Below are 20,420 nucleotides of genomic sequence, written 5' to 3'. Positions count from 1 at the left end.
CGGCGTTAGCCGCCACGACGGGAGGTGGCCTCAAACTCAGGCGGCGTAGCCGCCATAGCCGCGCGCGACGGCGCGCGCCACGATGTCCGGCTCGACTTCGGGCCAGAGGATGCCGGTTGCTTGTGCGAACTCGACGAGCGCATGGCGCGCCTCGTCCCTGGTGATACAGCCTTCCAGCGCAAGGCCGCACGCCTCCACGGCATTGCGATGGAGGGGGCCACGGCGCGAGGTCGTCCAATCGGTCAGGAAATCGTGCATTTCGGCCAGCGAGGCAATCTCGCGCTTGAAGCCAAGGCCGACGGTCAGTGCGACCGGTGAATGAAACAGCTTGTCGTACATGAAGCAGGCTCCTGATTATAGCAGCGCCAGGAGAAATATCCGGGCTGGTCCACGGACGGGACGCCGTGAAACGCGCTGCGGGCCAAGAGGTTCCGGGCCGGGAGCATTTCATATGAAATGCGGCGGTCGTGCTCTGATCGCGATGCCCGCATCGTTCGCGTCAGCCCAGGCCAAACAGCGTTCGAATGGCCCGGAAATCATCGCTCTTGGGCGTTGTGCGCGGCCTGCAGACTGTCTTGTGAGACGTCCGCGGTGCGCCAGGGCTGCGCTGCGTCAGCGGCTGTCGTCTCACGCACCTCGCGCTGCGTCGACAGGCGAAGAACTGCCGCAAGACGGTTTCCCAGCGAGACGCCCGGCTTTTCGATCACAAGGTGCGCGACCAGCGCCATGAGAACCAGAAGTACCATCGCAATCAATATCACGAGCCAATATTGGGCGGCATTGTCCATGGCGAAGGCCCGCAGGGGGGCGATGGAGAACGTCGAGACGAAGGCAAGCCCTTGCAAGAGATAGATGCCAAAGCTGATCTCGCCCAGCCGCACTGAGCGGGAGGCCGTCAGCAGACCAAAGAAATCAGCGCCCGTCACCACCAGGAAGAAGGTGGCAATGCATAGCAGCATCGGCCCCGGCGCGTAGGCAGTCTTATAAACGGCGAAGATACACACCAGCATCACCAGGGCGGCGGCGGACAAGGCATGCCGATGCCACTTCACCAGCAGGCCTTGCGCTTCAAGCGTTGCGCACAACATTCCGCCCGCGAAAAGCCCCAGAAAGCCGTAGGCGGGGCGGCCCCCGTTCACTGACATGAGAATTGAAAACGCCAGGAGAAAGGCTGGCAAGCCCATGCGGGCCACCGGATGCCGGCTGAATATCGCCGCGATCGGCAGGCTGAAATACAACAGCCATTCATAGGGCAAGGTCCAGGTTACGCAGGCTAATACGCAGACGCGGGAACTCGAAAGCGGGACATAGCCGAAGACACCGAACAGCAGATTGAAAAATGCCCGCTCGTAGGTCGCGAAGGCCGAATAGTCGATCGCGCCATCGGCGACCTCCAAAGCCATCGCCGTACCGACGGCCAGAACATAGAGCGGCCCGATCCTGAAAGCCCGCTTGAGGAACAGGGTCGGAAAATCCACGGAGGACTTTGCCGACAGCAGTTTCCCCCAGAACAGATAGGCGGAGATGATGAAGAACAAGGATACGCCCACCTGTCCCAGTGGGCCATAGAAAGCCGAAGGCGGATACTTCCATGCGCCGGTCGCCAGCATTTCATGGTAGATGACGGCGTGGTGAAGCACGACGGCAAGCGCCAGATAGCCTCGCATTCCGTCTATTGCCCGCACCCTGGAGGAGTTCGATTCGAAACCTACCCGCTGAAACAGCGGCATGCCCGCAAGCGGCCAAAGCAGCGCGACGACCACGAAAGCGGGCCAGATGTCATAAAGTCCAATCACGATTGCTCCGAGCCGATGCGCACAGCACGCTGAGTCGCCTTGTTGGACTATGCAACCTTGCCCGGAGCCGGCACAAGCGCTCGCCACCATCCGCCAACCGAACAATCATTGGCCTGCCCTGGCCGAAGCCGTCGAGCGCTTGCACGACGACCGGTTCTTGTCGAGCACAAGGCCGCCCACAATGCACCGCGCTTGCTGGCCATGCTTGCCGTGATGCTGGAACGGGAACTGTGGAGACCGCAAGACGGTGACGATAACCAGCGTGGAGAAAGTCACAACCTCGGTGACCGCGCCGTGGCGCGCACCGCCTTGCTCGTGACGCCGAACGAAGCCCGAATTATGTAGAACTGGAGTTCGCGAGTGGATCGATCTTCGTCAGGCGCTCTCTGGCCTCGATGACACGCTGCTGAGCGGCTCTTATCCTGCCGCAGAGCGCGATATTGGTTCCCACTCCGCCGTCTGCTCTTGGTGATGAATAGACCGCGCCGTGAGGGGCTTCTTTGAAACTAAAAAGTATGATTCGACAGAGTTGGTCGACCGGAGCTACACATAGGCTTGGGGTTATTTTGGGCTATGTATCGCGTCCTCAGAGTCCTTTTGTATGTTACCTTGTCGCTGCTGGTAGCTCCAGCGGCACATGCCGCTTTGCAGTTCCAGGCGGGGCAAACGGACGCTGGAATCCACTATATCGTCGTTTCAGGTGACTTTGCATATCAGGATGATCTGTCGACTTTTGAGAATCTGGCGCGGTCCAATGCCTCAGTCGCGGTCACCTTCCAATCGCCCGGCGGCAACATCCAAAAGGCAATGGACCTTGGGCGGCTCATCCGCAGGCTTGGACTTTCCACCATCCAATTCAGAGCTGTGGAGTGCGCCTCGGCCTGTTCTCTAGCCTTCTTTGGAGGAGTAATGCGATTCGCCGAGGCTGGCTCCATCGGCGTTCACAGATCATCATTTAGCAACGACATTTCGCTGAACACTAAAGACGCGGTTTCCGGTGTCCAACAAATGACAGCTGATATAATCACTTACATGATTGAGATGGGTGTCGATCCCGCGCTACTTCAGCTTTCGCTTCAGTATGACAGCGACGATATCAGGTATCTCTCCAAAAGCGAGATGACGAAATACAAGATAGTCACGTTGGAACCTGGAGTTCAGCAACCAGCTGCCGACCAAGTGCCATCCCAGACGCCACCCCCTCCCCAAGCACCGCCACAGCCACAAGTCGCGTCTTTGCCACCAACGCCTGACAACTCGTCCCTTGCCATCCCGCCAGCACGCTCGGGACACATAGAGCACCCAAAGGGTTCAGCCCCAGTTAAGGCACAACCGGATGGAAAGTCGGTGAGTGTCGCGGTGCTTAGGAACGGGAGCTCCGTAACGATCCTGGGGAACAGTGGCCGCTGGTATCGAGTGCAGTCGGGAAATCAGGTAGGCTATATGCACGACACATGGGTCCATGTTGACCAGTACGACAGCGGGCCCCTCGGAGAGTTTCACGTCCAGGTTAAGAGCTTCGACAACCTCGCCGAGGCGGAGTCATATGTTCGTTCCTCGTCAGTGCCGCTTTCCGCCTACCTCGTTACTAACGGTTGGTTCGCGATTACGCTTAAAGACACTTTTGCAGAGCCGATGGCCAAGAGTCTAACCAAGGAGATGAAAGATAGAGGCGCCATCCCGAATGACGCGTATTCGACCAACGGTAACACGTATGTTCGCAGGGTCTGCTGCAATTAGCGGACGGGAGCGCCATTCTCCAACGGCAATCGTGGGGCACCAGCGTGGGGCATCGGAATTCCAAGGCAGCTTATAAGCGTAAATAAATCAGTTACTTAAGGTGCCAGCAGGAGACTGGCGGAGAGAGCGGGATTCGAACCCGCGTTACGGTCTCCCGTAAACACACTTTCCAGGCGTGCGCCTTCAACCACTCGGCCACCTCTCCGTCCGTGCCTTCGCGCCGGCCGGTTTCGCCGCGCGGGTTGGGGAGATGCATCTCCTGGGGGCAGCGGCGCGGAATGCCCACGCCATGGATGCCGCCCAACCAGCGGACATCCTTCCCCGGCACCTGAGCCGTCGAAGCAACAGGCGCGGGGCTCATCTAGTCGATCCCGCGCCGAATGCCAAGCCATAACGGCGCTCTATTCGCTTTGCCGGCCACATGGCGGTTCGCGGGGCCGCCCTCGCACCGGTTTCCGGGGCGCCGGCGCCGAATGATGTGCACAGGCAAGCCCGCAAGAGCCGCCGCGCTTGACTTCGCCGCCGGCCACCTGTCGAGTGAGGCAGAGGCTTTGCGGGGGCATCGTCCGGACATGACATCGAGCAGCGAACAACCGAGTGGGCAGGCGCCGGCCGGCCGCCCGGGCGGCGACCTTTTTTACGTCCCGGTGGGCTGGCTCATCTTCGTCATGGCGTGGTCGGTCTATGGCCTGGCGTCGGCATGGTGGCTGGTCGGCAATTCCGGCCTGCCCGACAGGATCTTCTATTTCCTCGTTGGCGGGCTCGTCGCCAATGTCATCACCATCCTGTGGGGGCTTTACCTGCTCGGCCTCGCCTTTGGCCGTTCTGGGCGTTTCCCCCGCCATTTCACCATCTGGCAGATCGCCACCATCGTCTGGGTGCTGGCGAGACAGGCCTATGTGCTGACCGTGCCGGAATTCGCCTTCTCCGCCAGGAGCCTCGGCATCACCGCCATCGAGATCGGCATCGGCCTGCTTTGCATCTACCTGTTGCGCCCCGGCTCCGGCGCCGGGACCGTCTACGCCAGGCCGCAAACCGAAGCGCCGCCGGTCTTCGTTTCCATCATCGCCGCCTTGCTCGGCATCATTCTGGGCGCCGTCATCGGTGCCCTGGTCGGCTTCTTCGCCGGCTCGGTGATCGCCGATGTCGCCGAGGTGAGCTGCTTCGAGGGTGGCTGCGGCTATTTCGCCGCCTTCATCGGCCTGGCCGGGCTGGTGGTCGGCGCCATTGGCGGCGGCATTCTCGCCGTCTGGCTCGTCCATCGGCGCAGGCGCAAGCCCGTGGCATAGGGACAGAAAAGCGCGGGCCTTCAAATTCGCGTATCGCGGTTGCGGGCGGGCCAGACAAATTCTATTTCTCGTTTCGGGACACGTGCCGGAGATCCCTTGGGAAAGCATCCAGGATCGGCCGGGGGAGAACCTGGATGTTTCGCTTCATTTTCCGCCTTGCCGCGATGGTCGCGCTGTCGGTCTCCGTCATCATGGCGGTGCTCGACACGACGCGCACGGTGGCGGCTTCGGCGCTTGTGCTGACCCCGCTCAATGCCAGCTGGCTGGCGGTGTCGCCGGAAACGCGGGCGGCCTTCGAAACCTTCGTCCGCGCCAAGGCCAGCCCGCTTTTGTGGGATGGCGCCATCGCCTGGGTGCTCGACCAGCCGGGATTTGCCGTGTTCGCGGTGCTGGCCTTCCTGCTCTACGCCATCGGCTACAGGCGCCAGCGGCGCACCGGCCAATTCGCCGCCAACTGATCGGCAAAGGTTCGCCAGGCAAGATCGAGCTGCGGCGCGGCCTGCCCCGGCACGCTTTTCCAAAAGGTCAAAATTCCGCGTGAATTTTGTTTCGGGCCGTGCCAGATTGCCGCCGAGCGGGAGGGGAATACACTCCTGGCTGACGTCGCATGCCGGCCGCAGAACCGGGCAGGCAGGCGGGGCGTAACGGAAAAAATAACCGACAGGGTGTGGATCACATGAAACGTATCGTTCTCGGCCTCCTGGCCGCAACCGCAATGGTTCTTCCGGCTTTCGCCGCGGATGTCCAGCCGGCCATCCTCTATGATCTGGGCGGCAAGTTCGACAAATCCTTCAACGAGGCTGCCTTCCATGGCGCCGAGAAGTTCAAGACCGAGACCGGCACGCCCTATGTCGAGTTCGAAGTGTCCAACGCCTCGCAGCGCGAGCAGGCGCTGCGCCGCTTCGCCGAGGACGGCCACAACCCGATCGTCATGGCGGGCTTTGCCTGGGAAGATGCGCTGAAAGCGGTCGCGAAAGATTATCCCGACCTCAACTTCGCCATCATCGACGATGCCGTCGATATGCCCAATGTCCGCTCGCTGGTGTTCAAGGAAAACGAGGGTTCCTATCTCGTCGGCATCATGGCGGCGATGGCCTCGAAGACCAAGAAGGTTGCCTTTATCGGCGGCATGGACATCCCGCTCATCCGCAAGTTCGAATGCGGCTATGTCGGCGGCGCCAAGTCGGCCGGCGCTACCGACGTCATTCAGAACATGACCGGTGACACCCCGGCCGCCTGGAACGATCCGGCCAAGGGCGGCGAGATCGCCAAGACGCAGATCGACCAGGGCGCCGACGTGGTCTACGCCGCGGCCGGCGGCACCGGCGTCGGCGTGCTGCAGGCGGCGGCGGATGCCGGCAAGCTCGGCATCGGCGTCGATTCCAACCAGAACGGCCTGCAGCCCGGCAAGGTGCTGACCTCGATGATGAAGCGCGTCGACATTGCCGTCTACACCGCCTTCATGGACGGCAAGAACGGCACCTTCAAGGGTGGCGTCGAGAATCTCGGCCTCAAGGAAGGCGGCGTCGACTACGCCATGGACGACAACAACAAGGCGCTGGTGACGGACGAGATGAAGGCGGCGGTCGAGAAGGCCAAGGCCGACATCATCTCCGGCAAGATTCAGGTGCACGACTACACGGCAGACAACGCCTGCCCTTATTGATCGGCAGAGACTGATTTGCGAACCGCCGGGTGAAAGCCCGGCGGTTTTGCGTCGGCCTATAGTTTTCCGACGAAATAGCCGAGCGCGAAGACCGCGATCAGCACGACGGCGACGACAAATCCGCGCCGACCGCCAAGCGAATGCACGCCAACGCCGTATGGTGACCGGGACAGGCTTCGGATCACCGTTTGCGGTTTGGCATCATTGCCGAGCCCAACGCTGCGCATCTGCGGCAATTCGGCGAGGCGTTGCGTCACCAGCGCCCAATGATTGGCAGGCAAGGCAGGTTTTTCGGCGCGGTCGAAAACATGCATGCGTTCGGCAAGCTGCAGCACCGCGTCGCGGAAGGCAGGGTCTATCTCCAGATCGCGCTCGGCCCGTTCGCGATCGGTATCGTTCATCAGGCCGAGCACGTAGTCGCCGGCTCGCGCGATACGATCCCTTTCACCGACCATGGCTTGTTCCCTCCCCTCGTCCTCACCAATGCGGCGGCTTGGTCACCGGCACGTCGGGCGCCGCCTGCTCCTCCAGCGCCAGGAAGCGATCGGTCAGCGCGTCGAGCTTGCGCTGCATGCGCTCGATCACCGTCCACTGCTCGGCGATCTGTCCCGACAGTTCCTCGATGGTCCTTTCCTGCTCGGCGGCGCGGATTTCCAGCGTCGTCAGCCGGTCGGCGGGCATGTTCATTCGCAGTCCCTGATCTTGCACCACAATGCCTTGCGTCGTGATGCGAATTTCGACGCCGTCATATTAGCGAATATGAAGCCTGCGGACACGTTGGAAATTGACAAGCGCACCGGGATTTGCCGAGAGTGGATACTGCTCCGGCCAATTGGCACGGGCCGGGCGTCATGCTAGGCATTTTGACCAAGCGATAAAAAAATAAGAGTGGGACTGGCTGCATGGCGCAAGCCGCAATCGAACTGATCGGCATCAACAAGAGTTTTGGCGCCGTACGCGCCAACCGCGACATCAATCTGGAGATCGCGCGCGGCACCATCCACGGCATCGTCGGCGAGAACGGCGCCGGTAAGTCGACGCTGATGTCGATCCTCTACGGATTCTACCAGGCCGACAGCGGCGAAATCCATGTCGGCGGCAAGCCGGCATCGATCAAGACCCCCAATGACGCGATCGCGCTCGGCATCGGCATGGTGCACCAGCATTTCATGCTGGTCGACAATTTCTCGGTGCTGGAAAACATCATTCTCGGCGCCGAAAGCGATGCCCTCTTGAAAAGCAGCATCGCCAAGGCACGCTCCGAACTCGACCGCCTCGAAAGGGAGTATGGGCTCGAAGTCGACCCCGACGCCATCATCGAGGAACTGCCGGTCGGCCTGCAGCAGCGCGTCGAAATCCTCAAGGCGCTCTATCGCGGCGCCGAGATCCTGATCCTCGACGAGCCGACGGGGGTGCTGACGCCGGCCGAGGCCGACCACCTGTTCCGCATCCTCAAGCAATTGAAGGAACAGGGAAAGACGGTGGTGCTGATCACCCACAAGCTGCGCGAGATCATGGCCATCACCGACAATGTCTCGGTCATGCGCCAGGGCACGATGGTGGCGACGCGCGAAACCAGCAAGACGACGGTGGGCGAACTGGCCGAACTGATGGTCGGGCGCCGGGTGCTTCTGAGGGTCGAAAAGGGCGAAGCGGAAGCCGGCGCCGTCAAGCTCGCGGTCAAGAACCTGACGGTGAAGGATTCGCGTGGCGTCACCATGGTCGACGACATCTCCTTCGACCTGCGTGCCGGCGAGATCGTCGGCATCGCCGGCGTCGCCGGCAACGGCCAATCCGAACTGCTCGAGGCGATTTCCGGCATCAGGCATGCCGTTTCAGGCTCGGTCATGCTCGACGGCAAGCCGATCGACCTGACGGGTGCCGCCGACCCCGGCGAATTGCGCGACCGAGGGCTGGCGCACGTGCCGGAGGATCGCCATCATGTCGGGCTGGTGCTGGCCTTCGAGGAGAACGAGAATTCCATCCTCGGCTATCACGACGACCCTCGCTATCTCAAAGGGCCGTTCCTCAACGTCGATGCCATCATGGCCGACGCCAAGGACAAGATCGAGAAATACGATATCCGGCCCGGCAATCCACGCCTGAAGACGGCGAACTTCTCCGGCGGCAACCAGCAGAAGATCGTTCTGGCGCGGGAGATGGAACAGGATCCGGGCGTGCTGATCGTCGGCCAGCCGACGCGCGGCGTCGACGTCGGCGCCATCGAATTCATCCACAAGCGCCTGATCGCCATGCGCGACCAGGGCAAGGCGGTGCTGTTGGTCTCCGTCGAACTCGACGAGATCCGCTCGCTCTCCGACCGCATCCTCGTGATGTTTGCCGGCCGCATCGTCGGCGAGCGCGGTCCGGAAGCGACCGAGGGCGAGCTTGGCCTGCTGATGGCGGGCGTCGAGCGCCAGGAGGCAGCACTTTGAGCACGCCATACGCCAAACTGCCGGCCTGGGCCGACTATGGGCTGATCCCGCTGATCAACCTGGCGGTGGCCTTCATCGTCGCCGGCTTCGTCGTGCTCCTGGTCGGCGAGAACCCGTTCCGCGCCGCCGTCATCCTGGTCGAGGGCGCATTCGGCAAGGGAACGGGCATCGCCTTCACCCTCTTCTATGCCACCACCTTCATCTTCACCGGGCTTTCGGTGGCGGTCGCGGCGCATTGCGGCCTGTTCAACATCGGCACCGAGGGACAGGCCTACATTGCGGGCCTCGGCATCGCCATCGTCTGCCTGTCGTTCGACAGCGTGCTGCCCTGGTGGCTGACATTTCCGATGGCCATCGTCGCTTCGGCACTTGTGGGCGCTTTGTGGGCACTGATCCCCGCCTACCTTCAGGCCAGGCGCGGCTCCCACATCGTCATCACCACCATCATGTTCAACTTCATCGCCGCCTCGATCATGGTCTATCTGCTGGTCGGAGCGTTGAAGCCGGCGGGGTCGCAGGCACCGCAGACCCGCAACTTCCTTGCCGGCGCCGAACTGCCGAAACTCAACTGGATCATCGAGCTGTTCGGCGCCAAGATCCGCTCGGCGCCGCTCAACGTCACCTTCCTGCTGGCGCTGCTCATGGCCTTCCTGGTCTGGCTGCTGATCTGGCGCACCAAGCTCGGCTATGAGATGCGCACCTATGGCCATAGCCCCAAGGCGGCGCGCTATGCCGGCATTTCGGAAACCCGCATCATCATCACCGCGATGATGATCTCGGGCGCGCTGGCCGGCATGATGGCGCTCAATCCGGTGATGGGCGACCAGCACAATGTCGCGATCGACTTCGTCTCCGGCGCCGGCTTCGTCGGCATCGCCGTGGCGCTGATGGGGCGCCTGCATCCGGTCGGCATCGTGCTAGCGGCGGTCCTGTTCGGCATGCTCTATCAGGGCGGCGCCGAACTTGCCTTCGAAATGCCGGCGATCAGCCGCGACATGATCGTCATCATCCAGGGTCTGGTGATCCTGTTCGCCGGCGCGCTCGAACACATGTTCAGGCCTTACATCCAGGCGCTGTTCGCCTCGTTCAGTCCGAGGTCGGTCGGCATGGAAGCGGTCAAGGGAAAGGGCGCCTGAGATGGATGTCTTTATCGCCATCGTGCAGATATTGGACTCGACCATCCGCTTGTCGGTGCCATTGCTGCTCGCCTGCCTCGCCGGCCTCTTTTCCGAGCGTTCCGGCATCTTCGACATCGGGCTGGAAGGCAAGATGCTGGTCGGCGCCTTCGCCGGCGCCGCCGCTGCTTCCGTGTTCCATTCGGCCTTTGTCGGCCTCGGCATGGCGATCCTGATTTCGATCGCCTTCGCCATGGTGCACGGTTTCGCCTCGATCACCCACCGCGGCAACCAGATCGTTTCCGGCGTGGCGATCAATTTCATCGCCGCCGGATCGACCATCATCCTCGGTCAGGCCTGGTTCCAGCAGGGCGGGCGCACGCCGGCGCTGCAGCCGGGCGAACGGTTCGACGCGATTGTCTGGCCCGGCGCCGAGGCGGTCAGGGACGTGCCGATCATCGGGCCGATCTATGCGGAACTGATCTCGGGCCATTCGCTGCTGGTCTACCTCGCCTTCCTGATGGTGCCGTTCACCTGGTGGGTGCTGTTCCGCACCCGCTTCGGCCTCAGGCTGCGCGCCGTCGGCGAGAACCCGGCCGCCGTCGACACCGCCGGCATTTCGGTCGCCTGGCTGCGCTACCGCGCCCTGATCTGCACCGGCATCCTCACCGGCGTCGCCGGCGCCTATCTGTCGATGGTGCAGAATGGCGGCTTCGTGAAGGATATGACCGCCGGCAAGGGCTACATCGCGCTGGCAGCGCTGATCTTCGCCAAGTGGAAGCCGGTCAACGCCATGTTCGCTTGCCTGCTGTTCGGTTTCCTCGACGCGGCGGCGATCCGCCTGCAGGGATCACCCTTGCCGATCATCGGCAAGGTGCCGGTGCAGTTCATGCAGGCCTTGCCCTATATCCTCACCGTCATCCTGCTCGCCGGCTTCATCGGCAAAGCCATCCCGCCGCGTGCCGGCGGCGTGCCCTATGTCAAGGAACGCTAATGCATGTCGCCCAAAAGTGACCTCGGTTTTGGGAGAACGACATGCATAAAACAGAGAGTTAAAGCGCATCGCCTGAATCCGTTTCGACGCGACGCGCTTTAAGGGTTGACGGCCCGGCGCGTGCCTCGCGCCGGGTTTTGGACACGATCATCGGAGAGAACAACTGAAATGTCGCATGATCTGTTCGAAGCGGCCAGAGCCGCCATGGCCAAGGCCTATGCGCCCTACTCGAAATTTCCGGTGGGCGCGGCCTTGCGCACCGAGGACGGACGCGTCTTCACCGGCGCCAACATCGAAGTCGCCTCCTATCCGGAAGGCTGGTGCGCCGAGACCACCGCGCTCGGCCACTACATTATGGGCGGCGGCGGCAAGATCGTCGAAATAGCCGTCCTTGCCGAACGCATGGCCAAATGCTCGCCCTGCGGCGGGTGCCGCCAGCGGCTGGCCGAATTCTGCCAACCGGACACAAAACTCTACCTCTGCGACAATACGGGCGTGGCCGAGACCGTGACCATGGGTGACATGCTGCCCTATGGTTTCCGCGGCGACATCTTGAAATGAGGAATTGGCTCAAATGAAGAGCGGGCTGCAATGACCGAAAAGGCGGTGGACCATCTCATCGAAAGGCTGGACGGCCTGGCGCCGTCGACGGCGCTGGTGCTGGGATCGGGCCTCGGTGTCCTTGTCGACCGGATAGAGCACCCGATCCGCGTCCCCTATGCCGACCTGCCCGGCTTTCCCAGAAGCGGCGTCAGCGGCCATGCCGGCGAAGTGGTGGCGGGCCTGTTTGCCGGCAAGCCGGTGCTGATGCTGTCCGGCCGCGCCCATTATTACGAGCACGGCAACGCGGCGGCGATGCGCCCGGTGCTGGAAGTGCTCGCCGGCATCGGCATCACCAAACTGATCCTCACCAACGCCGCCGGTTCGGTCGACCCGGACATGCCGCCGGGCTCGGTGATGATGCTCACCGACCACATCAATTTCTCCGGCAGCAATCCGCTGATCGGCGAGCCCAGCGACCGCCGCTTCGTCGGCCTGACCGAAGCCTATGATGCCGGCATCCGCAAGGCGATCGAACGCGCCGCCAAGGCAACCGGCACCGCGCTGCACAAGGGCGTCTATATGTGGTTTTCCGGCCCGTGCTTCGAAACGCCGGCCGAAATCCGCATGGCGCGCATCATGGGCGCCAACGCCGTCGGCATGTCGACCGTGCCTGAAGTCATTCTCGCCCGCTTCCTTGGCCTGCGCGTCGCCGCCTGTTCGGTCATCACCAATCTGGCGGCCGGCATGACCGGAGCCGAGCTTTCGCACCAGGAGACCAAGGACATGGCGCCGGTCGGCGGGTCGCGGCTGGCAACGGTCCTGCACAGAGTGTTCCGCGACGGACTGCTGGAGAGCTGATGCTTCCGCAGGAAATCATCCGCCACAAGCGAGACGGTCACAGGCTCTCGGCCGGTGAAATCGCTGCCTTCATCGGCGGCGTGACCTCGGGCGCCGTCACCGATGGCCAGGCCGCGGCTTTCGCCATGGCGGTGTTCTTCAACGGCATGAACCGCGACGAGGCCGTGGCGTTGACGCTGGCCATGCGCGATTCCGGCGATGTGCTCGACTGGTCGGACCTGCCCGGCCCGGTCACCGACAAGCATTCGACCGGTGGCGTCGGCGACAATGTCTCGCTGATGCTGGCGCCGATCGTCGCCGCCTGCGGCGCCTATGTGCCGATGATTTCGGGCCGCGGCCTTGGTCATACCGGCGGCACTCTGGACAAGATGGATGCGATCCCCGGCTACATCACCCAGCCCGATCTCGCGTTGTTTCGTCAGGCGGTGCTGGAAACCGGCTGCGCCATCATCGGCCAGACCGCCGATCTGGCGCCCGCCGACCGCCGGCTCTATGCCATACGCGACGTCACCGGCACCGTGGAGTCGGTCCCGCTGATCACCGCCTCGATCCTGTCCAAGAAGCTGGCCGCCGGTCTGGGCTCGCTGGTGCTCGACGTCAAGGTCGGCAATGGCGCCTTCATGGAGAAGTCGCGCGACGCGACCGCGCTCGCCAACAGCCTGGTCGAGGTCGCCAGCGGCGCCGGATTGAAGGTCTCGGCGCTGATCACCGGCATGAACGAACCGCTGGCCTCGGCCGCCGGCAATGCCGTCGAGGTGCGCAGCGCCGTCGATTTCCTCACCGGCCGTCTGCGCGACCGGCGGCTGGAGGATGTGACGCTGGCGCTGGCCGCCGAAATGCTGCAGTCGACGGGACTGGTGTCGTCCAACCAGGATGGCTTGCGGCGCGCCACCGAGACGCTCACCAGCGGCCGCGCCGCCGCCACCTTCGCCCGCATGGTGGCGGTGCTCGGCGGCCCCGCCGATTTCATCGAGAAGCCGGAAAAATATTTGGCCGTGGCAGCCACGGAATTCGCGGTCAGGGCGACGACGGACGGCTTCGTCACCGGCATCGCCACCCGCGACATCGGCCTTGCGGTGGTTGGCCTGGGCGGCGGGCGCACGAGGCCTGACGACAAGATCGACCCCAGCGTCGGCATCACCAGGCTGCTGCCCATAGGCGCGGAAGTCCATGCCGGAGACGCGCTGGCACTGGTCCACGCCCGCTCGCCCTCCGATGCCGAGGCGGCCGCCGCCACCGTGGTTTCGGCCTATGCGATCGGCACCTCGAAGCCGCCGGCGGACAAAACCGTCATCCGGCGGATCCTGCCGCGCGGTTGATTATTGGATGAGCAGCAGCGTACCGTTTTCGGCCTGATATTTGCCGAGCCGGCTGAGGAAGCTCATGCCTATCAGATTGGTGCTGAGCGCCCTGTCGTCGAGCACGATGGCTTGCACGCCGTCGACGCTGATGCTGCCGATCTGCAGGCGGTCGATCGTCACCACCGCCGCCTTGATCGAGCCGTTGGCGGTGTTGACCTCATGGCTGAAATCGGACGGATTGAGCGACAGCCCGATCCTGCGTGCCGTCGAGGTGTTGACGGCGACCAGCGTGGCGCCGGTGTCGATCATGCCGTCGACCTGACGGCCGTTGAGCTTGAAGGTCGACGAGAAATGCCCGCGCCCGTCCGCGGTGACGACGACCTTGCGGCCGGTCGCCAGCGGCGCCGCCGGTCTGTCGGGAACCGACGCCAGGTTGACCTGCGGTTGTGCCTCGACCTCGGGCCTGGCCGTCACCGTCGATTTCAGCAGGTCTTCGAACATCCGCGGATTCGACTGATAGACGACCGGGATCGATGCCGATGTCCCGGCAAAGACGCTGAGGATGAGAAGCTTGCGCAGCATGGATCGGCCTTCGTGAGAGCCAATCGTTTAGCCCCGGCATGGTATTTGCCGCTTTAACGGGGGCTAAAACCGCGCCGTTGCGTAAATATTCGGTAAACAGTACCAGGAATTTTGCCTGCTGCTATTTCGTCCCGTACATGCGGTCGCCGGCATCACCGAGGCCGGGCATGATGTAGCCCTTCTCGTTGAGCTGGCGGTCGATGGAGGCCGTGAAGACCGGAACGTCCGGATGCGCCTTGGTGAAACGCTCGATGCCTTCGGGCGCCGCCAAAAGGCAGAGGAAGCGGATGTTGGTGGCGCCGCGCCCTTTCAGTTTGTCGATAGCCGCGATCGCCGAATTGGCCGTCGCCAGCATCGGATCGACGACGATCACCAGCCGGTCGGCGAGATCGCTTGGCGCCTTGAAGAAATATTCGACCGCCTCCAGCGTCTCGTGGTCACGATAGAGGCCGATATGGGCGACGCGCGCCGCCGGCACCAGGTCAAGCAGGCCTTCCAGCAACCCGTTGCCGGCGCGCAGCACCGAAGCGAACACCAGCTTCTTGCCCTCCAGCGTCGGCGCTTCCATGGTCTCGATCGGCGTTTCGATCGTTGTCGTCGTCAGCTCGAGATTGCGCGTGACCTCGTAGCCGAGCAGCAGCGATATCTCGCGCAACAGCCGCCTGAAACCGGCCGTGGACGTCTCCTTCTTGCGCATGATGGTCAGCTTGTGCTGGACAAGCGGATGGTCGACGACGGTGACGCCCTTCATGATGTTCTCCTGATGCGTGTCGCCCGGCGCGCGGACGCGCTTCAGGCAGCTGGAACGACCCTAGCGACTATGGACCGGCCAAGGAACCGCTTGGCCGCCATCGACCACAGCTTTGTCGGAAGAAAATCAGCGCGCCGCGCCGTTCAGCCGGGCTAAAAGTGCCGCCTTGGTCTTCCTGTCGACAAAGGCGGCTTCGATGGCGGTTCTGGTGACGGCGGCAAGCGCCTTTTCGTTCATGGCAAAATGCTCCGCCGCGATATCGTATTCGCGCTTGATCGAGGTCCAGAAATAGGGCGGGTCGTCGGAGTTGAGCGTCACCTTGCAGCCGGCGGCCTGCAAGGCGGGAAACGGATGGTCGGCAAAACTGTCGAACACCTTGAGCGCGATGTTGGAGCCGGGGCAGCACTCCAGGACGATGCCTTCGTCGGCGATGCGCCGGACAAGATCCGGGTTCTCGATAGCGCGCACGCCGTGGCCGATGCGCGAGGGGCGGATATGGTCAAGCGCCGCCTGGACCGTCTCCCAGCCCGTCAGCTCGCCGGCATGGATGGTGATGCCGAGCCCGGCCTCGCGCGCGATCTCGAAAGCCCTGACATAGTCCTCCATCTCGCCCACGCGTTCGTCGCCGGCAACGCCGAAGCCAGTGACCAGCGGATTCCCGCAGCGCGCCGCGAAGCGTGCCGCCCGTTCGATCGATTCCACGCCGACATGGCGCACGCCGGTGACGATCATGCGGCCCTCAATGCCGGTCTTGGCCTTGGCGCGCAGCATGCCTTCGCCCAGCGCATCGGTATAGGCCTTGGGCGAGAGCCCGGCTTTCGTCGCATGGTCCGGCGAGGTGAAGACTTCGGAATAGATGGCGCCATCGCGGGCAAGACTGGTCAGATAGTGATCGGCCAGCCGCGCGTAATCCTCTTCGGTGCGGAACAGATCGGCGGAAAAATCGTAAGCCGCGAGGAAGGACGTAAAATCGTGCCAGACGAAGGAACCGTTCTGGATATAGGGCGAGGCATCCTCGCCGTATTTCTGCGCCTGGCGGATGACGAGCTCTGGCGCCGCTGCCCCTTCAATATGGCAGTGCAGTTCCGCTTTCAAAGGCATTCAAACATCCCGTCGGTCAGTCCAGGTCTTGAAAACCCACCACCTGGAAGCGCGGCTGAACACCGCGCCTTAAACAATAGCGCCCACAGCATCGATCGGCTATGGTCCCGCCGGTTTTATGACGGATCAAAAAAATGTCAGTTGAGAGAACCACGGCCGCGGGCGGCATGGAAACCTCCTATGGTTTCAAGCGTGTGGGGGAAGGCGAGAAGCAGTCCCTGGTCAACGATGTTTTCCACAAGGTCGCCAATCGCTACGACCTGATGAACGACCTGATGTCGGCAGGCCTGCACCGGCTGTGGAAGGATGCCATGGTCACCTGGCTCAACCCGCCGAAGCGGCCGGGCTGGAAGGTCCTGGATGTGGCCGGCGGCACCGGCGACATTGCCTTCCGCATCGTCGATGCCAGCCATGGCAGCGCCCACGCCACCGTGCTCGACCTCAACGGCTCGATGCTCGCTGTCGGCCGCGACCGGGCCGAAAAGAAAGGCCTGTCCGGCAACACCGATTTCGTCGAGGCCAATGCCGAGGAACTGCCCTTCACCGACGCCACCTTCGACGCCTACACCATCGCATTCGGCATCCGCAACGTGCCGCGCATCGATGTCGCGCTCGCAGAAGCGTTCCGCGTGTTGAAGCCCGGCGGCCGGTTCCTGTGCCTGGAATTTTCCGAGGTCGAGATGCCGTTGCTCGACAAGGCCTATGAAGCCTGGTCGTTCAATGCCATCCCCAAGATCGGCAAGATGGTTACCGGCGACGGCGAGCCCTATTCCTATCTGGTTGAATCGATCGCGAAATTCCCCAACCAGCAGAATTTCGCGGCAATGATTTCCCGCGCCGGTTTCGACCGTGTTTCCTTCCGCAACTATTCCGGCGGTATTGCCGCGCTTCATTCGGGCTGGAAGCTTTGAGGCTGGCCCGCATTTCCCATTCTCGATATGGCTCATGCCGGCCTCAAGAACCGGCCTTGGTGCGGCCATGAGCAGCGTCGGCGCCGGTTTCAGGCTCGCGCGGGCCGGCTGGGTGCTGGTGCGCGAGGGCGTCATCGCCGCCCTGCCGGGCGAGGAACTGTCAGGCCTGCCGAAATTCGGCTGGCGGCTGGCGCGGCTGTTCACCCGCCGCCGCGCGCTCGCCTATGAGCGCAGCGACCGGCTGGCCAAGGCGGTGGTCCGGCTCGGCCCGTCCTATGTCAAGCTCGGCCAGTTCCTAGCAACGCGGCCCGACGTCGTCGGCAACGACATGGCGCTCGATCTCGCCATGTTGCAGGACAAGATGCACACCTTCCCGAGAACTGAGGCGGTAGCGGCCATCGAAGCCTCGCTCGGGCGCAAGGTGAGTGATCTCTACGCCGAGTTCGGCGACCCCGTCGCCGCCGCTTCGATCGCCCAGGTCCATGCCGCCGAAGCCATCCATGATGGCGCTGCCGCCAAGGTCGCGGTGAAGGTCATCCGGCCCGGCGTGCGCCGCCGCTTCTTCCAGGATCTCGAAAGTTATTTCCTCGCCGCCCACCTGCAGGAGAAATACATCCCCTCCTCGCGCCGCCTGCGGCCTGTCGAGGTGACCGAGACGCTGGCGCAGACAACCAAGATCGAGATGGATTTGCGCCTCGAGGCGGCGGCGCTCTCCGAACTTGGGGAGAACACCAAGGACGATCCGGGCTTTCGCGTGCCATCCGTCGACTGGGAGCGCACCGGCCGTGACGTTTTGACCATGGAATGGGTCGACGGCGTCAAGATGAACAACATCGCAGGCCTGGAGGAGGCCGGCCACGATCTGAAGGCGATCGCCGCCAATCTCGTCCAGTCATTCCTGCGCCATACGCTGCGCGACGGCTTCTTCCACGCCGACATGCATCCGGGCAATCTGTTCGTCGAGGAGGACGGCACCATCGTCGCCGTCGATCTCGGCATTGCCGGACGTCTCGGCAAGAAGGAGCGCCGCTTCCTCGCCGAAATCCTCTACGGCTTCATCATGCGTGATTATCTGCGCGTCGCCGAAGTGCATTTCGAGGCCGGCTACGTGCCGCGCCAGCACAATGTCGCGGCCTTCGCGCAAGCGATCCGCGCCATCGGCGAGCCGATCCACGGCCAGCCGGCCGAGACCATTTCCATGGCCAAGCTGCTGACGCTGCTGTTCGAGGTGACCGAACTCTTCGACATGGCGACACGGCCGGAACTGATCCTGCTCCAGAAGACCATGGTCGTGGTCGAGGGCGTGGCGCGCACGCTCGATCCGGCCTTCAACATGTGGAAGACCGCCGAGCCGGTGGTCGGCGGCTGGATCGCAGGAAACCTTGGCCCGCGCAGCATGATGATCGATGCGCGCGACGGCGCCAAGGCGCTGCTAACGCTCGCCCGCCAGGCGCCGGAGCTTGCCGCCCGCACCGACCGGCTGTCGCGCGAGATCGACCTGATGGCCGAGCACGGCCTGCGTTTCGACGAGACCACGGCGCGTGCCATCGGCAAGGCCGAGGCGCGCTACAGCCGCTCCGGCCGCGTCGCGCTGTGGGTGATCGCGCTGACGCTGGTCCATATCGCATGGAAGATTCTTTAGACCTGAAAAACGAAGGTTGAGCGCAACTTGCGGCAAATTGATTGCATTGCTATCATCGCCTTCGACCGGCATGAGCAAAGCGCAATCACATGGCAAGCATCACGATCCGCAACCTTGACGATGAGGTCAAGGAGCTGCTGCGCCGATTGGCGGCGGAAAACAACCGCTCCATGGAGGAGCAGGCCAGGGTGATGATCCGGGCCGCCGTCGACGGTCAGATCGGATCCGGCCGCATCGACCAGATCGAAAACACCTTGCGCGAACTGACCAGCATGCACAGTGCGGCGACCGCGGTTGCGGCCCCTGCGGGCAAGATCCTTCCGCGGGGCACGCTTTCCGGCAAGCGCATCCTGCTTATCATCGGTGGCGGCATCGCCGCCTACAAGGCGCTGGACCTGATCCGCCGGCTGCGCGAGCATGGTGCGGCAGTAAGGGTGGTGATGACTGCCGCAGCGCAGGAATTGGTCACCACGCTGTCGGTTGGCGCGCTGTCGGCCGACCACGTCTTCACCGAACTGTTCGACCGCAATGACGAGCACGATGTCGGCCATATCAGGCTGTCGAGGGAGGCCGATCTTCTGGTCGTGGCTCCCGCCACCGCCGATCTGATGGCCAAGCTCGCCAATGGTCACGCCAACGATCTGGCCTCCACTGTGCTGCTGGCCACCGACAAGCCGGTACTGATGGCGCCGGCGATGAATCCGAAAATGTGGTCGCATCCGGCCACCCGCCGCAACCGCGCGACCTTGGGCAAGGACGGCGTCACTTTCGTCGGCCCTGCCAGGGGCGAGATGGCCGAAAGCAACGAGGCCGGTGAAGGCCGAATGGCTGAACCGCTGGAGATCGTCGCCGCAGTCGAGGCGCTGCTCGATGCCGGCCCCAAGCCGCTGGCGGGGCGTAGGATCATCGTCACCTCCGGCCCGACGCATGAGCCGATCGACCCGGTGCGCTATATCGCCAACCGTTCCTCCGGCAAGCAGGGCCACGCCATCGCCGCCGCATTGGCAAGGCTTGGCGCCGATGTGCGCCTCGTCTCCGGTCCCGTGAGCATCGCCGACCCGGCTGGCGTGAGGACTATTCATGTCGAACGTGCGCAGGAAATGCGCGATGCGGTCGAACAGCTTTTGCCCGCCGATGCCGCGGTGTTCGTCGCCGCCGTCGCCGACTGGCGCAGCGAGAATTCGGCCGGCGAAAAGATCAAGAAGGTGGCGGGCGAAGGACCGCCGGTGCTGCGCATGGTGGAGAACCCCGACATCCTTGCCGGCGTCGGCCATCACAGCCAGCGACCCGGCCTGGTCGTCGGCTTCGCCGCCGAGACGCAGGATCTCTTGCGCAATGCCCAGGCCAAGCTCGCGAAGAAAGGCGCCGATCTGATCGTCGCCAACGATGTGTCGCACGAAAGCGGCATCGGCCCTTCAGGCGTCATGGGCGGCGATCGCAACCGGGTGCGGATCGTGTCGAAGGCCGGCGTCGAGGAATGGCCCGAAATGACCAAGGACGAGGTGGCGGCGCGGCTCGCCACCCTCATTGCCGAGCGGCTGAAAACGATCGTCGTTTGACGTGTATTGGAGCAATTCCAGGAAAAGTGTGAGCGGTTTTCCCTGGAAAAGCGCGCAGCGCCTTCCCTAGGGAATTGCGAACATCAAAGACTACACGCGACGCCAGCTGGACGCCGCGCATCAGATTCCGGACTGAG

20 protein-coding genes and 1 tRNA gene are annotated in these 20,420 nt (G+C 63.3%); 13 read left to right on the top strand and 8 right to left on the bottom strand.

Features of this window, described 5'->3' with window-relative positions; translation table 11 throughout:
* Nucleotides 1–36: 36 nt before the first annotated feature.
* Together FJV83_RS20600 and FJV83_RS20595 are read right to left on the bottom strand one after the other, a co-directional pair.
* Entirely contained in the window at nucleotides 37–339 is a 303-nt protein-coding gene (locus FJV83_RS20600; RefSeq protein ID WP_142884537.1) for a DUF982 domain-containing protein, read from the bottom strand.
* Nucleotides 340–536: 197 nt separating this feature from the next.
* On the bottom strand, nucleotides 537–1,796 hold the full coding sequence (locus FJV83_RS20595) for an acyltransferase (protein WP_095772527.1): 1,260 nt from the start codon (nucleotides 1,794–1,796) through the stop codon (nucleotides 537–539).
* 573 nt (nucleotides 1,797–2,369) lie between these two features.
* Between FJV83_RS20595 and FJV83_RS20590 the strand changes: the two genes are divergently transcribed.
* Complete coding sequence (locus FJV83_RS20590) at nucleotides 2,370–3,536, top strand: SH3 domain-containing protein (RefSeq protein WP_142884538.1); 1,167 nt, start codon at nucleotides 2,370–2,372, stop codon at nucleotides 3,534–3,536.
* 115 nt (nucleotides 3,537–3,651) lie between these two features.
* Here FJV83_RS20590 and FJV83_RS20585 read toward each other — a convergent pair.
* Nucleotides 3,652–3,741: transfer RNA gene (locus FJV83_RS20585), tRNA-Ser, on the bottom strand.
* 367 nt (nucleotides 3,742–4,108) lie between these two features.
* Here FJV83_RS20585 and FJV83_RS20580 point away from each other — a divergent pair.
* The 3 genes from FJV83_RS20580 (at nucleotide 4,109) to FJV83_RS20570 (ending at nucleotide 6,491) form a co-directional block, all read left to right on the top strand.
* Complete coding sequence (locus FJV83_RS20580) at nucleotides 4,109–4,825, top strand: hypothetical protein (RefSeq protein WP_246691896.1); 717 nt, start codon at nucleotides 4,109–4,111, stop codon at nucleotides 4,823–4,825.
* A gap of 134 nt (nucleotides 4,826–4,959) precedes the next feature.
* The gene (locus FJV83_RS20575; RefSeq protein WP_095772521.1) at nucleotides 4,960–5,283 is read left to right on the top strand and encodes a hypothetical protein; all 324 of its coding nucleotides are present in this window, start codon (nucleotides 4,960–4,962) and stop codon (nucleotides 5,281–5,283) included.
* Nucleotides 5,284–5,501: 218 nt separating this feature from the next.
* On the top strand, nucleotides 5,502–6,491 hold the full coding sequence (locus FJV83_RS20570; protein ID WP_095772520.1) for a BMP family ABC transporter substrate-binding protein: 990 nt from the start codon (nucleotides 5,502–5,504) through the stop codon (nucleotides 6,489–6,491).
* Nucleotides 6,492–6,547: 56 nt separating this feature from the next.
* Here the strand turns inward: FJV83_RS20570 and FJV83_RS20565 are convergent, their stop codons facing one another.
* Both FJV83_RS20565 and FJV83_RS20560 read right to left on the bottom strand, forming a co-directional pair.
* The gene (locus tag FJV83_RS20565) at nucleotides 6,548–6,946 is read right to left on the bottom strand and encodes a hypothetical protein (protein ID WP_142884540.1); all 399 of its coding nucleotides are present in this window, start codon (nucleotides 6,944–6,946) and stop codon (nucleotides 6,548–6,550) included.
* 22 nt (nucleotides 6,947–6,968) lie between these two features.
* Entirely contained in the window at nucleotides 6,969–7,178 is a 210-nt protein-coding gene (locus FJV83_RS20560; RefSeq protein WP_095772518.1) for a SlyX family protein, read from the bottom strand.
* 215 nt (nucleotides 7,179–7,393) lie between these two features.
* On the opposite strand from FJV83_RS20560, the gene FJV83_RS20555 reads away from it, so the two are divergent.
* The 6 genes from FJV83_RS20555 (at nucleotide 7,394) to deoA (ending at nucleotide 13,755) form a co-directional block, all read left to right on the top strand.
* The gene (locus FJV83_RS20555; RefSeq protein ID WP_142884541.1) at nucleotides 7,394–8,926 is read left to right on the top strand and encodes an ABC transporter ATP-binding protein; all 1,533 of its coding nucleotides are present in this window, start codon (nucleotides 7,394–7,396) and stop codon (nucleotides 8,924–8,926) included.
* Nucleotides 8,923–10,062: an ABC transporter permease gene (locus FJV83_RS20550; protein ID WP_142884542.1), complete on the top strand. Its 1,140-nt coding sequence runs from the start codon at nucleotides 8,923–8,925 to the stop codon at nucleotides 10,060–10,062. Before FJV83_RS20555 ends, FJV83_RS20550 begins: the two co-directional genes overlap by 4 nt.
* A 1-nt stretch (nucleotide 10,063) precedes the next feature.
* A complete protein-coding gene (locus FJV83_RS20545; RefSeq protein WP_142884543.1) occupies nucleotides 10,064–11,035 on the top strand; it encodes an ABC transporter permease in 972 nt (323 codons plus the stop codon).
* A gap of 168 nt (nucleotides 11,036–11,203) precedes the next feature.
* Nucleotides 11,204–11,596: a cytidine deaminase gene (cdd, locus tag FJV83_RS20540; protein WP_095772514.1), complete on the top strand. Its 393-nt coding sequence runs from the start codon at nucleotides 11,204–11,206 to the stop codon at nucleotides 11,594–11,596.
* 30 nt (nucleotides 11,597–11,626) lie between these two features.
* Nucleotides 11,627–12,436, top strand: coding sequence for a purine-nucleoside phosphorylase (locus FJV83_RS20535; protein WP_069093120.1), 810 nt, complete (start codon nucleotides 11,627–11,629; stop codon nucleotides 12,434–12,436).
* Nucleotides 12,436–13,755 carry a thymidine phosphorylase gene (deoA, locus tag FJV83_RS20530; protein ID WP_095772513.1) on the top strand — a complete coding sequence of 440 codons (1,320 nt, stop codon included), beginning with the start codon at nucleotides 12,436–12,438 and terminating at the stop codon, nucleotides 13,753–13,755. Before FJV83_RS20535 ends, deoA begins: the two co-directional genes overlap by 1 nt.
* Here the strand turns inward: deoA and FJV83_RS20525 are convergent, their stop codons facing one another.
* The 3 genes from FJV83_RS20525 to FJV83_RS20515 form a co-directional block, all read right to left on the bottom strand.
* Nucleotides 13,756–14,319, bottom strand: coding sequence for a TIGR02281 family clan AA aspartic protease (locus FJV83_RS20525; protein ID WP_095772512.1), 564 nt, complete (start codon nucleotides 14,317–14,319; stop codon nucleotides 13,756–13,758). It lies immediately after the preceding gene.
* Nucleotides 14,320–14,440: 121 nt separating this feature from the next.
* Nucleotides 14,441–15,070: a uracil phosphoribosyltransferase gene (gene upp / locus FJV83_RS20520; protein WP_010911460.1), complete on the bottom strand. Its 630-nt coding sequence runs from the start codon at nucleotides 15,068–15,070 to the stop codon at nucleotides 14,441–14,443.
* A 126-nt stretch (nucleotides 15,071–15,196) separates the two neighbouring features.
* A complete protein-coding gene (locus tag FJV83_RS20515) occupies nucleotides 15,197–16,171 on the bottom strand; it encodes an adenosine deaminase (protein ID WP_095772511.1) in 975 nt (324 codons plus the stop codon).
* Between the two features lie 134 nt (nucleotides 16,172–16,305).
* Here FJV83_RS20515 and ubiE point away from each other — a divergent pair, with 134 nt between their 5' ends.
* From ubiE to coaBC, 3 genes are all read left to right on the top strand, one after another.
* A complete protein-coding gene (ubiE, locus tag FJV83_RS20510; protein WP_142884544.1) occupies nucleotides 16,306–17,082 on the top strand; it encodes a bifunctional demethylmenaquinone methyltransferase/2-methoxy-6-polyprenyl-1,4-benzoquinol methylase UbiE in 777 nt (258 codons plus the stop codon).
* Nucleotides 17,083–17,149: 67 nt separating this feature from the next.
* The gene (gene ubiB / locus FJV83_RS20505) at nucleotides 17,150–18,724 is read left to right on the top strand and encodes a 2-polyprenylphenol 6-hydroxylase (RefSeq protein ID WP_142884618.1); all 1,575 of its coding nucleotides are present in this window, start codon (nucleotides 17,150–17,152) and stop codon (nucleotides 18,722–18,724) included.
* An 89-nt stretch (nucleotides 18,725–18,813) separates the two neighbouring features.
* Nucleotides 18,814–20,283, top strand: a complete 1,470-nt coding sequence (coaBC, locus tag FJV83_RS20500; protein WP_210248193.1) for a bifunctional phosphopantothenoylcysteine decarboxylase/phosphopantothenate--cysteine ligase CoaBC — start codon at nucleotides 18,814–18,816, stop codon at nucleotides 20,281–20,283.
* The last annotated feature ends 137 nt before the right edge of the window (nucleotides 20,284–20,420 follow it).

The sequence above is a fragment of the Mesorhizobium sp. WSM4307 genome (assembly GCF_007003945.1).
Taxonomy (GTDB): domain Bacteria; phylum Pseudomonadota; class Alphaproteobacteria; order Rhizobiales; family Rhizobiaceae; genus Mesorhizobium.
This window is presented reverse-complemented; position numbering and strand designations above follow the sequence as displayed.